The following is a 12,421-nucleotide window of genomic DNA, read 5'->3' as shown; positions in this document are numbered from 1 at the left end:
GCACGACTCCGTCTTAGGTAAGAGCGTCAAGGCGAGGAAATTACGAATGTCGGCGTCTACCGATTATCTGCTCGACCGCCGTCGGTTGCGGCGCAAATTGGGCTGGTGGCGCATGGCCGCCATCGCCGCCGGCGGACTGGCGCTGCTCGTCGGCTTTTCCAAGCTTTCGGGCGCGGACTCCACGGACAAGCTCACCCCGCATATCGCCCGCTTGTCGATCCAGGGCCTGATCACAGGCGACAAGGACACGATCGATCTCATCAAGAAGATCGGCGAATCGAACCAGGCGAAGGCGCTTCTCGTCACGATCGAGAGCCCCGGCGGCACGACGACGGGCGCTGAGAAGCTCTACGATGAATTGCGCCGGCTGAACGAAAAAAAGCCGGTCGTCGCCGTCGTCGGCACGGTCGCGGCGTCCGGCGCTTATATCGCGGCGCTGGCAGCCGACGAAATCGTCGCGCACGGCAATTCGCTCGTCGGCTCTATCGGCGTTCTGTTCCAGTTTCCGAATTTCTACAAACTGCTCGATTCGGTCGGGGTGAAGGTCGAGGAAGTGAAGTCTTCCCCGCTCAAGGCCTCGCCCAACGGCTTCGAACCGACGAACGAGGCGGCGAAGGCGGCGATCGCGAGTCTGGTGGCGGATTCCTATTCCTGGTTCAAGGATCTCGTGAAACAGCGCCGACATCTCGACGACGCCGAACTTGCGAAGGTGGCTGACGGCCGCGTCTTCACCGCCCGACAGGGCCTGCCGCTCAAACTCGTCGACATGATCGGCGGAGAGCGCGAAGCCATCGGCTGGCTCGAGACCAACAAGAATATTTCGAAGAATCTGCCGGTGCGCGAGTGGAAGAAGAAGTCGAGCCTCGAGCGGCTGGGCCTCGTGGAAGGGGCCGCCGGCGCCGCCCGCCTGTTGGGTTTCGAGTCGCTCGCGGGCGCTTTCGAGCAGGCGGCCGCCGTCGACAGAAGCAGCGGTCTTGACGGCCTTTTGGCGATTTGGCACGTTTCCGACCCGCGCTGATTTCGGCGCAAGCGACGTTGAAGACTCGAATTTTACGAAGCGGACCGGTCCATGATCAAATCCGAACTCATTCAGAGAATTGCGCGTCGCAACGGGCATCTTTATCAGCGCGACGTCGAGACCATTGTCAGCACGATTCTCGACGAAATCACTGCGGCGCTCGCGCGCGGCGACCGTGTGGAACTGCGCGGTTTCGGCGCATTTTCCGTCAAGAAGCGCGATGCGCGCACCGGTCGCAACCCGCGCACCGGCGCGCAGGTCGCCGTACAGGAAAAATGCGTGCCCTTCTTCAAGACGGGCAAAGAGATGCGCGAGCGTCTCAACGAAAACTACGACGGCTGACCGCCGATTGGCCGCGCCCGCGAAGGGCGCGGCGGAGACATGACGCCGGGCTCCCCGGCCAATGCGCTGTCGAACCAATCCGGCGCGCCGCCGACATCAGGGAGAGGTCATGAAATCCGTCCTGCGCATCATTGTCTTCGTTCCGTTGGCCCTGATTATTCTGTTTTTCGCCATGGCGAATCGCGGAACGGTGAAGATCGGCCTCGATCCCTTCGCGCCGAACGAGGCGACCTCGCCCTATTTCGAGGCGCCGATGTTTCTCGTCGTTCTGGCCTCGATGGCGATCGGCGTGCTCGCGGGAGGCGTTTCGTCCTGGCTCGGACACATGCCCGTTCGCCGCGCGGCGAAGGTCGCGCGCGCAGAAGCCAAGAAGACCCGCCTCGAGATCGAAAAGTTGCGCCAGCAGGCGCTTGCGGAACTCCCGTCGGAGACGGGCGCCAAGACTGGCCGGCGCTGAACGGGCCGTGACGCAAAATTCCCTGAAATCTCTACCGAAGGCCGCTTGAAAATCCCGGCGCGCGCCGATAAGAGAAAGCCGCGCCGTCCAATAAGCGCTTCGCCGCAATAGCTCAGCTGGTAGAGCACATCATTCGTAATGATGGGGTCGGGGGTTCGAATCCCTCTTGCGGCACCAAATCACCGTCCGATGCGGTTCGAAGTCGTCCAAAAATAAATGAAAATCAATGCATTAGGGGTAAAATGCCGTCCTAGGGCGTCCCAGTGCATCCGTTTGTGTCCATCAAATCCGCTGGTATATTTGTTGGTAGGCCCCCATCCGCCAACAAGGTCTATACCAACATGCCGCTGACCGACGCTCAGACTCGCGCGGCCAAACCCGCCGAAAAGACCGCCAAGCTCTCGGACGCGGGCGGGCTTCAATTGTGGGTGGAGCCCGACGGCGGGAAGCGTTGGCGCATGGCTTACCGCTTCGCCGGCAAGCAGAAGGTCTTGGCCATCGGCGTTTATCCCGCCGTTGGGCTTCGCGAGGCGCGCGATGCCCGAGATGAGGCCAAACGGCTTCTGAGCGACGGCCAAGACCCCGCCATCGCCAGAAAGCTGGCCAAGGCCGTTCAGCTGGCGGCGCAGGCCAATACTTTCGCCGCCCTCGCCGATGAACTTCTCGACAAGAAGCGCCGCGAGGGGAAGGCCGAACGGACCCTAAGCAAGCTCGAATGGCTGTTGAGCCTTGCGCGCCCGGCCATCGGGCCGCGTCCTATCGCGGAAATCACGGCCGCCGAGATTTTGGGCGTGCTTCGCGGCGTCGAGTCGCGGGGGCGGCGCGAAACCGCCCGGCGCCTTCGCGCCACCATCGGCGAAGTTTTCCGATACGCCGTCGCCACAGGGCGCGCTGAGAGCGATCCGACGGGCGCACTGAAAGGCGCATTGGCCGCCCCGATCGTGCAGCACCGCGCCGCGATTATAGAGCCAAAGGCGTTTGGAGGCCTCTTGAGGGCCATCGCCGCTTATGAGGGCGCACCGGAAACCCGTATCGCGCTCGAATTGCTTGCGCTGACCTTCGTCCGTCCCGGCGAGCTACGCGGGGCGGAATGGGCGGAGTTCGACCTTGAAACGGCGGTCTGGGCGATACCGACCGAAAAGATGAAGATGAAGCGCCCGCATCGCGTTCCACTCGCCCCGGCCGCGCTGGCGCTTCTGCGCGAGTTGCAGTCGCTTACCGGCCACGGGCGTTACCTCTTCCCTTCCGTCCGCTCGGCGGACCGCTCGATGAGCGAGAACACGATCAATGCGGCCTTGCGCCGGCTCGGCTACGCGCAAGACGAAATGACTGGCCACGGCTTCCGTTCGGCGGCGTCGTCCATTCTCAACGAAAGCGGCCTGTGGAACCCCGACGCCATCGAACGCCAGCTGGCCCATGTCGACAATGACTCAGTTCGCCGGGCCTATGCGCGCGCCGATTTTTGGGAAGAGCGCGTTCGGATGATGGGCTGGTGGGCGCAAAGATGCGAAGAAATGCTGCGTGGCGCGACCATCGTTCAGTTGCGGGCCTGACGTCGCCGGCCATTGCGAATCAAAGTAGAACAGATATTTTTCACTTGATTTTCTTGATGCCTTGATTCGATTGCAGTTCTTGATTGGCTCTGTGGATAAATATGGACTTGTGGATCGGTTGTGCACAGACCCTCACACCCCCTTGCAACTCCGAGCGCGTCGGCTTCTAAATCACGTTGAGCGACCGCCCCGGTCCTCAGCGAACTTCCCGCTCGGAAGTAAGACGATGAAGGCCGCGCCAACCCCTGCCAGGGTTAACGCGGCCGGTGGGTCGAAACCCGTGCTCTGCTAGAGCGGGCCAAACCTACCCGGCAAGCCGGCGACGGTCAAAAAATTTGTCACTGGCTTGCGCATCGTCCAAAAGCTTGGACGAAAGGCGAAATGGTTCACAATCCTGAACGCGGCGACGTAAAGACGCAGACGACTTCGAACTTCCCGAAAACCGGCCTTGTCCGGCTTTCTTCGATCCTCGCGCCCAACGGCCCGATTCCCGTCGCCCGCTCGACGTGGTGGTCGGGCGTCAAGGACGGGCGTTTTCCCAAACCCGTGAAGCTCGGCAACCGCGTGACCGCGTGGCGCGCCGAAGACATTCTCGCCCTCGTCGAACGCGGCAAGTGACGTATGGCCCGGCGGTATAACGCCGGCCTCGTCAAACGCCATCGCGCCTACAGCATCCCGGAAGCCGCGAAGCTTCTGGGCGTCCACAAGCACACCATAGCGCGATGGATAGACGACGGCCTGCCCGTGATCGAGCCGAAGCGCCCGCTTCTCATCCACGGGACCGAACTGCGCGACTTCATCAAGGCGCGCCAGCCCAAGAAACAACCATGCCGCCCCGGCCGAAATGTTCTGCGTGCGCTGTGGCGCGCCGAAGCGCCCGGCCTGCGACATGGCGGATTTCATCCCCACGAAACCCGGTCGCGGCCTTCTGCGCGGCCTTTGTCCTGACTGCGGCGGGCTGATTCACCGCTTCGTCACAGAGGCGAAAATCGGGGCGGTATGCGGCGATCTGAGCATTGCGCGCCCGACCGCACAATCGCGCATGTGCGATAGCCCCGCCCCTCCCTCGAATGTTGACTTCGAAAAGGACCGCACGTGACCTCGAAAAGAACACCCGCGAACGAGCGCGCCAAGCGCGCCTATCTCCACTATCTCGCCGACGTGAAGGGGCGCGACGAACATTCGCTCGATGGCGCGGCCAAGGCCATCGAACGTTTCGACGCATACAACAGGCGGCGCGACTTTCGGAAGTTCCATGTCGAGCAGGCGCGCGGCTTCAAGGCGCATCTGCTGGCCGAACGCAATGTGAGAACCGGCGCGCCGCTCTCGGCGTCGACCATCAAATCGACGCTCGCCGCGCTCAAGGCGTTTTTCATCTGGTTGGCGGACCAAGCCGCTTACCGCTCGAAAATCCGCTATGCCGACGCCGAGTATTTCAACCTCACGGAAAACGTCGCGCGCGTCGCCGGGGCGCATCGGCGCAAGGAATGCCCGACGCTCGCGCAAATCCGCGCGATGCTCGACGCCATGCCGGCCGAAACGGAAATCGAGCGGCGCGACCGGGCGCTTGTCGCCTTCACCATCCTGACGGGCGCGCGCGACGCGGCGACCGTCTCTTTCAGGCTCAAGCATATCGACTTGGACAACGGGCTATTGGAGCAAGACGCCCGCGAGGTTTGCACGAAGCGCCGCAAGACCTTCTCGACATGGTTTTTCCCGGTGGGCGAAGACTTCCGGCGCATCGTCGCCGAATGGGTCACTTATCTGCGCGAGGAACGGGGTTTCGGCCCGCAAGACCCGCTCTTCCCCAAGACCCGCGTTGCGCCGGGCGCGGACCAGTGCTTCGCGGCGAGCGGCCTCGCGCGGGAGCCGTGGGCCAACGCCCAACCCGTGCGGGCGATCTTCAAGGAGGCCTGCGCGCGGGCGGGACTGCCCTATTTTAACCCGCACAGCTTCCGTAATACCCTCGTCAAACGCGCCTACGAGTTGCGGCTCGACGCCGAGCAATTCAAGGCATGGTCGCAGAATCTCGGTCACGACCATGTGCTCACGACCTTTTGCAGCTACGGCTCGCTTCCCGACCATCGGCAGGGGGAGATTATCCGGGGGCTGGCGAGCGAAGGCGCGGGAACGGCGGAGGAATTTACCCCCGACATACTCCGAAAGCTCGCCGAGCAAATGGAGCGCTCCAAAAAGCGGGGCTAGGCCTGCCTCTTTTCGCAAAAGCCCCGGCTATGCTACCGATTCGGTCCAGCGCCCAGCGACTTGAAGCGCCGGGCGCTGGTCCCTTAGCGGCTTTGGGGCTTCGATTTCATGTTTGAGCAGACATTCAAGAACGTCGACGACGTTCTCTGGAAAGAGGCGGGGTGCACGACCGAACTCGACTACACCGAACAGACCTCTTGGATTCTGTTTCTCAAATATCTCGACGACCTCGAAAAGGAGCGCGCGCTCGCGGCCGAACTGCACGGCAAGAGCTATTCCTATATCATCGACCCGCCGCATCGCTGGTCGACATGGGCCGCGCCGAAGCGGGAAGATGGCTCGCTTGCCCATCGCAAGACGCTGACGGGGCCGGACCTCATCGACTTTGTCGACAAGAACCTCCTTCCCTACCTGAATGGCTTTAAGGACCGCGCCGAGCGCCCGGACACGATCGAATACAAGATCGGCGAGATTTTCGGCGAGATAAAGAACAAGTTCCGCAGCGGCTATTCGCTGCGCGACGCGCTGGAGCTTGTCGACCAGCTGCGCTTTCAGACGCAGGCGGAAAAGCATGAGCTTTCCCATCTGTATGAAGCGAAGATCAAGAACATGGGCAACGCCGGGCGCAATGGCGGCGAATATTACACGCCGCGCCCGCTCATTCGCGCGATGATAAAGGTCGTCAAGCTGAAGATCGGGGAGCGCATTTATGACGGCGCGTGCAGCTCGGCGGGCTTCCTATGCGAAAGCTTCGATTATCTGCGCGCGAAGAAGGGCCTCTCGACGGGGGATTTGAAGACGCTTCAAAGCCGCACCTTCTACGGCAAGGAGAAAAAGAGCCTCGCCTATGTCATTGCGATCATGAACATGATCCTTCATGGCGTAGACGCGCCGAACATTTTGCACACCAACACGCTCGCCGAGAATGTGAGCGATCTACAGGAGAAAGACCGCTTCGACGTGATCCTCGCCAATCCGCCCTTCGGCGGCAAGGAACGCGCGGAAGTGCAACAGAACTTCCCCATCAAGACCGGCGAGACGGCCTTTCTCTTTTTGCAGCATTTCATCAAGTCGCTAAAGGCGGGCGGGCGCGAGGCCATCGTCATCAAGAACACGTTTCTCTCGAACAGCGACAAGGCCAGCGTGAGCCTGCGGCGCGAGCTGTTGAAGACCTGCAATCTGCATACGGTGCTGGATATGCCGCAAGGCACGTTTCAGGGCGCGGGCGTGAAGACGGTCGTGTTGTTTTTCGAGAAAGGCGCGCCGACGCGGCGCGTCTGGTTCTACAAATGCGATCCCGGCCGCAGTCTCGGCAAGACGAATGCGCCCCACGTCCTCCGACGCCCCGCGCCCGTGAAGACCTCGATCCGCCGCACCGGAACCACGTCAGGCTCCGACATATGCTTACGCTCTGAAATCGACATGTGTCGGAGCCCCTTTCGCTCCGATTATCGTCGCCCCAACTCATTCAAAACAGGTGGGAGCAAAACAGCGTTTACAGAAAAGTCGTGAACTGGGCGATCGAAGCCAATGGCTATTCGCAGCGTCGCGCCTGCGATCTTATCGGCATTGCGCCGAAAACCTATCGCTATGCCTCATCTCGTCCCGGTGACGGGGTGTTGCGCGAGCAATTGACGACACTCGCCAATGAGCGGCGACGGTTCGGCTACCGGCGACTGCATATTCTGCTCAAGCGCGCCGGCGTCGTCGTCAATCACAAAAAGCTGTTTCGGCTCTATCGGGAAGAACGGCTGACCGTGAGGCGGCGCGGCGGACGAAAGCGAGCGATCGGAACACGCGCGCCTATGACGCTTCTGCAAGGGCGCAATCAACGTTGGAGCCTCGACTTTGTGTCCGATACGCTCAGCGACGGCCGTCGCTTTCGTGTGCTCGTCGTGGTCGACGACTTCACCCGGGAGTGCCTGGCGCTTGTCGTCGACACGTCGATCGGCGGCCGTCGCGTTGCGCGAGAGCTCGACGCGCTGATCGCCCGGCGCGGGAAGACGCTGATGATTGTCAGCGATAACGGAACGGAACTGACCTCGCACGCAATCCTGCGCTGGCAGGAGGACAACGCCGTCGATTGGCATTACATTACATTGCGCCGGGCAAGCCAACTCAAAATGCTTTCGTTGAGAGCCTGAACGGCCGCTTCCGCGACGAATGTCTCAACGAGCACATGTTCAGGAACTTGCCGGCCGCCAAGCGGATCATCGAAGCTTGGCGGATCGACTACAACGCCAACCGGCCTCACAGCAGCCTTGGCGGGCTTACGCCCGAAGCCTTCGCCGCGAGGGCGCAAAAGGGCCAGACACGGAACAGAGTCTGGTTATGAACGAGGGCATTCAGGGGGCGAGGTCAATTTTTATGCCCCGCCATTTCCGATGGACCGCGTGGCGTCAAATTGACGCTCTCGCGATGTCCATCCGAACCTCCAGGAAAATTTGAAGCATCTCTACTTCAACTTCCTCGGTCCGGTCCGGATGGACAGACTTATTTCATAAGCCTACAATTACCCGCAATGTAATGCATTCTTGACGGCATTGGCATCAGCAATCAACTTGCTGGCTTGAGCAGTCGTCAATTTTTTCCCGGATTGAGCTGAGACCTCATTGATAAATGCCCCTAGTTGATTGCAAGCCGTCGCGACGCTGTTATTGCGGGCGGCCGCGAGGGAGCTTTCGGCGGCCGAAAGCTTGACATCTAGGGAATTTTCAATCCCCATAGCGAGGTTAAGACCGTGAACGTAAGTGATAAGAGCACTCAGCAAAGAACTCGGGGAGCGCGGCAGCCGGGCGATCCACCCCGCATTGGAACCGTAAGGGGCAGGTCCGTCCCCCTTTCCTAGTATTACGGCACCATCATTCGATACCGCCAAAGCACGCTTTAGATTCCAACCATCAAGTCCTGTAACCCCGGAATCAATCAGCGACTGCTGGATTGAGCGCATACCCTCGCCGCTAGTCCATATAAAGGCTTTTCCGCAGCTGTCGCCAACAACGACATTTCCGTCAGCGCTAACACCCGCTCCGATGCTGGAAGAGCCAGCACAAAGTACACCAAGTGAAGTCATGAGGTTAGTATCGGCTGTCCATCGAAAGGCTTGCTGCGTGCTAGAGTTCCCCGGCTCGATGAAACTCGTCCCAACAACCACTCTCCCATCATCGCTGACATCGCCTGCCCAGCTATTGTTGCCAGTACCTAGGTAACCTAGCCGAGCGGCAGTAGGGGGACTTGCTTGCGTCCACATGGTGGCCTCGGCATAACCAGGAAAATCCGTATAGCCAGTCACAATTCTACCGTTACCGTTTGCAGCGGTAGCGTGGGAACGAGTTCCCCCAGAGGGAGTTGGCAGAAGTGACCAGCCACCTGACGTAAAAACAGCGGCCCCCGCGTTGGTTGGCCAACTGAAACATAAACCTGCACTTCCAACGCTGACTGTTCCATCGCCGCTTGCGCCATAGAAAATGCTGTAATTACCGCCGCTAGGATATCCAACATCTACCGGTCCACTGTCCGGCGTCCAACGGAATCCATGCGTGTTGTTGCAGCCTCCATAACCATGGTATCCAACGACAAGGGATTTATATACGAGTGTGACCTGCCCACCCCGGCATTAGCCGGAGAAGTAGGATTTCACAAACTCGCGCCCTTTGTCAGTGATGCGGAAGCCGCCTTTAATATCCTCCGCAAAGCCCTGATAAATAAAGTTTGTCTTCGCGGTCTTATGCGATTTGAGGTTCCTGACGATCTGCGAGAACTTGTTGTCATTTCGGCCAGAAAGCCCCTCTTGGCTTCCTTCGGGGACCTGGATGTAATTCGGCAATTCCGCAATCAGGTCGGTTGTCGATATGGTGCCGTCCTCCCGCGTGGCCATGATGAGAAGCGCGAACTTCCACAGATCGTGCCGTAGGCTGATTGGCTTCAGCTCGAGTGCCTCCGGTGCGACAGGTGGTTGCGGCACGGGAGCGGCTGTTGCGGGCGTTGACGCTGGTGTTGGCGCTTGCGCCGCTTTTGGAAGCGAAGGCGCGGGCGTTTTACCGTTTAGGCGCTTTTCGCAATTCTTGATGCTTTCGACGGCCGGGAGGTCCTCCGGAGCGATCTTGCTGATTTTCAGCATCGCGTCCCGAACTTGCCTGCCAACCGCATAGTGAGTGGCGTAGGCGCGCTGCTTGTTTTTTACGCCTTCTCTCCGAAGAGCTTCCTCGGTTTGGGTAACCCGGAAGAAGTTCGCGGCAAGCTCTGTGCTCCCCATCCTATCCAGTATCTCTGCGCTGGCAGGAAGGCCCTTATATTTCCTGATCTGGGCGACATTCATGCCATACATGCCCTGCCACCCCCGACCATGGAAGATCGCAAACTCCTGCGGGGTCACAACACCAGCATCCTTGGCGGCGCTCGACAGCTTGATGTTGTGCGCCTTGATCTGGTTGCGGAGGAAAACGCGCTTTTCATCTTCTGACATGGGGACAGCCGCAGTCCCCGCTTGGTCTGCCAACTCTTGTCGGCGCGTTTGGATAGCGAAATAGGTTTGGCCGAAAGCCACTGGCTTTTTTCGAGCGTCAGCGTTCTGTGTGATTAGATAGCAGGCATATCGGTCAAGGCTGAGGTCGCTCACCGCGCGAACTGCGCCTTTGCCTAATTCGATCATTTTCGTGACGTCACGAAAATGATCCTCGACAGGCTCGCCGGTGCTTGCGCAAGAAGCCTTTGCCCTTTCAATCGCAGACTGAAAGTTCTCCCACCGATCGTAGCCAAGGAGGGTTTGCAGATCGCGGGCAAACCAGAATTCCTGTCCATCTTCCGTGAAGTGTGCCGCTCGCTCAAACTCCTCTATCAGCCTTTCAATCTCAGCATCTTTCATGGAAGCGTTTGTGAGAATCGCGACCTCTTGCGGGTCTGTTTGCGTGAAACGCTGCAATGCCTCATCAAAGCTCATGCCGGGGAGCTTGTCTTCGTCATCCCGATTCGCGTTCATGCGATGAGTTCCTTGTAGGTAAGACGGCCTTCAACGCAGGCGAAAATGTCGTTCATGCGCGCGCCGACGCGCATATCACGGCGGTTGTAGCGCCACGTCATTTCGGCGACGTAGCGATGCAGGTGCTTTGGCGAAACCCAATGGTGAATGCCGATAATCTGGCGCTTCAGAAGGGCCCAGACGCTCTCAATCGTATTGGTATGGGCAAAGCCGCCCAGACGGACATACTCGCCAGCGGAATGGTTCACGCCAAGGTGGGTATAATCGTCACCAAGGCCGATAAATGCCTTGTCTTCATCCGTCAGGATGGCGGAGCCCTTGGCGACGTTCTCGCGCACCTTGCCCTGAAGCGTCTTGCCCTTGTGATCCGGCACATGTTCGGCGCGAAGCTCGCCGTCGCGCTCGACAATACCCAGAACAACCGCCTTACCGGCGCCGCCCTGCGTGCCGTCCTTGCGGTCCTTGGCGTGCTTATTCTTCTCTTTGCCGCCAACGAACGTCGTGTCCGCCTCAACATCGCCCTTGAGCGGCGCGTTGAACGATTTTGTCTGAGCGGCATAACGAAGGCGCTGGAGCACAAACCAAGCGGTTTTCTGAGTGATTTGAAGGTCCTTGGCGAGCGTCGTGGACGCGATGCCCTTGGGGTGGTTGGTGATCATCCAAATCGCCATGAACCACTTACGAAGGGGAAGCTTCGTGTCTTCGAATATGGTCCCCACCTTGATTGAGAACCGCTGGCGGCAACCCCCGCATTTGAAGGTTTTCCGATCGCTGAAGTGATAAATGCGGCCATCGCCGCAATACGGGCAGAACTCGCCATCGCGCCAGCGCATTTCGCGCAAGTGGTCTAGGCAAGCTTGTTCGTCCGGGAAGGCCGAAAACAGGTCGAAAAGGCTGTCGATCTGGGGAATCACGAATCGTCTCCGTAGCTGGAGACTACCATAGGCTCAAATCAGATTTGGGTCAAGCTCGTATATAGGTCCCAACGACAACCGTGCCATCGAGGTTGGTGCCCAGAGCTTCCGAGGCGGTCGACCCTAAGTGAATGTCTTGAAAAGTACCTGATCGCCATCGAAAAGCGTGAACATATCCACCTGCCTGATAATTCCCGACGACCGTCGAACCATCCCGGCTCATCTGAATAACATTTGTTGTGCTTCCTCCAAATAAACCAATAGGTTGAAAGCTTTGCGCGTTGGCATTAACTGCAACGCTAGCGAGAAGACCGGAAGCTCCGATCGATACCTTGAGCATGTTGCTTACAAACATTTTATCCCCCATGCGCTTTAACTGAACTATATGGGTCCGCTACTCATTGGGCTTTTGTTAACGCATGTTAGCGATTACAGGTTCCAAAATTTAGCCGGCCCCGCAAATTCGGACAGTTGCATGAGTGGAATTTCTGCCTGACGTCGGCGAGGATTCTCGCGGCGACTCAGGAGCATCCGATGACGAAGCGAAGCCGCCGGACGCATTCTCCGGCGTTCAAGGCGAAGGTGGCGTTGGCCGCGATCAGGGGCGAGAAGACGCTGGCCGGGCTGGCGCAGCAGTTCGACGTCCATCCGAACCAGATCACGACCTGGAAGGGCCAGCTTCTGGAAGGCGCGGCGGGCGTGTTCGGGCAGGAGAAGGCGGAGCCCAAAGAGGCCGTCGTGGATTTGAAGGCGCTTCACGCCAAGATCGGCGAACTGACTTTGGAGAACGATTTTTTGTCCGGCGCGCTCGGCAAGGCTGGCCTGCCAAGCGCAAAAAGATGATCGACCACGGCCATGACCTCCCGATCGCGCGGCAGGCGAAGGCGCCCGGCCTCGCCCGCAGCACGGTCTACTACATGCCTCGGCCGGTCTCGGCCGAGAGCTATGACTGAA

At 59.6% G+C, this 12,421-nt stretch carries 12 protein-coding genes, 1 tRNA gene and 2 pseudogenes; 11 read left to right on the top strand and 4 right to left on the bottom strand.

Annotation, left to right across the window (positions count from 1 at the left end; translation table 11 throughout):
- The first annotated feature begins 46 nt into the window (after positions 1-46).
- The 10 genes and pseudogenes from sppA to ACV959_RS16400 form a co-directional block, all read left to right on the top strand.
- Positions 47-1,018, top strand: a complete 972-nt coding sequence (sppA, locus tag ACV959_RS16445) for a signal peptide peptidase SppA (protein WP_475737626.1) — start codon at positions 47-49, stop codon at positions 1,016-1,018.
- Positions 1,019-1,069: 51 nt separating this feature from the next.
- Positions 1,070-1,360 carry an integration host factor subunit beta gene (gene ihfB, locus ACV959_RS16440; protein WP_475737625.1) on the top strand — a complete coding sequence of 97 codons (291 nt, stop codon included), beginning with the start codon at positions 1,070-1,072 and terminating at the stop codon, positions 1,358-1,360.
- Between the two features lie 109 nt (positions 1,361-1,469).
- Positions 1,470-1,817: a LapA family protein gene (locus ACV959_RS16435; protein WP_475737624.1), complete on the top strand. Its 348-nt coding sequence runs from the start codon at positions 1,470-1,472 to the stop codon at positions 1,815-1,817.
- Positions 1,818-1,918: 101 nt separating this feature from the next.
- Positions 1,919-1,994, top strand: a tRNA-Thr gene (locus ACV959_RS16430).
- A gap of 164 nt (positions 1,995-2,158) precedes the next feature.
- A complete protein-coding gene (locus ACV959_RS16425) occupies positions 2,159-3,370 on the top strand; it encodes a tyrosine-type recombinase/integrase (protein ID WP_475737623.1) in 1,212 nt (403 codons plus the stop codon).
- 381 nt (positions 3,371-3,751) lie between these two features.
- A complete protein-coding gene (locus ACV959_RS16420; protein ID WP_475737622.1) occupies positions 3,752-3,988 on the top strand; it encodes a helix-turn-helix transcriptional regulator in 237 nt (78 codons plus the stop codon).
- A gap of 3 nt (positions 3,989-3,991) precedes the next feature.
- Entirely contained in the window at positions 3,992-4,318 is a 327-nt protein-coding gene (locus tag ACV959_RS16415) for a helix-turn-helix domain-containing protein (RefSeq protein ID WP_475737621.1), read from the top strand.
- A 147-nt stretch (positions 4,319-4,465) separates the two neighbouring features.
- Positions 4,466-5,575: a tyrosine-type recombinase/integrase gene (locus ACV959_RS16410; RefSeq protein WP_475737620.1), complete on the top strand. Its 1,110-nt coding sequence runs from the start codon at positions 4,466-4,468 to the stop codon at positions 5,573-5,575.
- A 108-nt stretch (positions 5,576-5,683) separates the two neighbouring features.
- Positions 5,684-7,087 (top strand): class I SAM-dependent DNA methyltransferase, encoded by a 1,404-nt coding sequence (locus ACV959_RS16405; RefSeq protein ID WP_475737619.1) that lies wholly within the window; start codon positions 5,684-5,686, stop codon positions 7,085-7,087.
- A pseudogene (locus ACV959_RS16400) lies at positions 7,075-7,910 on the top strand (IS3 family transposase); the annotation flags it as partial. The gene ACV959_RS16405 and the pseudogene ACV959_RS16400, both read left to right, overlap by 13 nt.
- A 177-nt stretch (positions 7,911-8,087) precedes the next feature.
- Here the strand turns inward: ACV959_RS16400 and ACV959_RS16395 are convergent.
- From ACV959_RS16395 to ACV959_RS16380, 4 genes are all read right to left on the bottom strand, one after another.
- A complete protein-coding gene (locus ACV959_RS16395) occupies positions 8,088-8,825 on the bottom strand; it encodes a hypothetical protein (protein ID WP_475739702.1) in 738 nt (245 codons plus the stop codon).
- A 366-nt stretch (positions 8,826-9,191) separates the two neighbouring features.
- Positions 9,192-10,553 carry a DNA damage-inducible protein D gene (gene dinD / locus ACV959_RS16390; RefSeq protein ID WP_475737618.1) on the bottom strand — a complete coding sequence of 454 codons (1,362 nt, stop codon included), beginning with the start codon at positions 10,551-10,553 and terminating at the stop codon, positions 9,192-9,194.
- The gene (locus ACV959_RS16385) at positions 10,550-11,467 is read right to left on the bottom strand and encodes an IS1595 family transposase (RefSeq protein ID WP_475737617.1); all 918 of its coding nucleotides are present in this window, start codon (positions 11,465-11,467) and stop codon (positions 10,550-10,552) included. Before ACV959_RS16385 ends, dinD begins: the two co-directional genes overlap by 4 nt.
- Before the next feature lie 49 nt (positions 11,468-11,516).
- Entirely contained in the window at positions 11,517-11,822 is a 306-nt protein-coding gene (locus tag ACV959_RS16380) for a hypothetical protein (RefSeq protein WP_475737616.1), read from the bottom strand.
- A gap of 179 nt (positions 11,823-12,001) precedes the next feature.
- On the opposite strand from ACV959_RS16380, the pseudogene ACV959_RS16375 reads away from it, so the two are divergent.
- Positions 12,002-12,405, top strand: a pseudogene (locus ACV959_RS16375) (transposase); the annotation flags it as partial.
- Positions 12,406-12,421 lie beyond the last annotated feature (16 nt).

The organism is Methylocystis sp. Se48, assembly GCF_056269425.1.
The sequence above is the reverse complement of the archived record's forward strand: the minus strand, read 5'-3'. Positions and strand labels throughout refer to the sequence as shown.

Excerpts from the sequence above, each read along its gene's own strand:
- sppA (WP_475737626.1), top strand. The coding sequence starts at position 47 with ATGTCGGCGTCTACCGATTATCTGCTCGACCGCCGTCGGTTGCGGCGC.
- ihfB (WP_475737625.1), top strand. The coding sequence starts at position 1,070 with ATGATCAAATCCGAACTCATTCAGAGAATTGCGCGTCGCAACGGGCAT.
- ACV959_RS16435 (WP_475737624.1), top strand. The coding sequence starts at position 1,470 with ATGAAATCCGTCCTGCGCATCATTGTCTTCGTTCCGTTGGCCCTGATT.
- ACV959_RS16425 (WP_475737623.1), top strand. The coding sequence starts at position 2,159 with ATGCCGCTGACCGACGCTCAGACTCGCGCGGCCAAACCCGCCGAAAAG.
- ACV959_RS16420 (WP_475737622.1), top strand. The coding sequence starts at position 3,752 with ATGGTTCACAATCCTGAACGCGGCGACGTAAAGACGCAGACGACTTCG.
- ACV959_RS16415 (WP_475737621.1), top strand. The coding sequence starts at position 3,992 with ATGGCCCGGCGGTATAACGCCGGCCTCGTCAAACGCCATCGCGCCTAC.
- ACV959_RS16405 (WP_475737619.1), top strand. The coding sequence starts at position 5,684 with ATGTTTGAGCAGACATTCAAGAACGTCGACGACGTTCTCTGGAAAGAG.
- ACV959_RS16395 (WP_475739702.1), bottom strand. The coding sequence starts at position 8,825 with ATGTGGACGCAAGCAAGTCCCCCTACTGCCGCTCGGCTAGGTTACCTA.
- dinD (WP_475737618.1), bottom strand. The coding sequence starts at position 10,553 with ATGAACGCGAATCGGGATGACGAAGACAAGCTCCCCGGCATGAGCTTT.
- ACV959_RS16380 (WP_475737616.1), bottom strand. The coding sequence starts at position 11,822 with ATGTTTGTAAGCAACATGCTCAAGGTATCGATCGGAGCTTCCGGTCTT.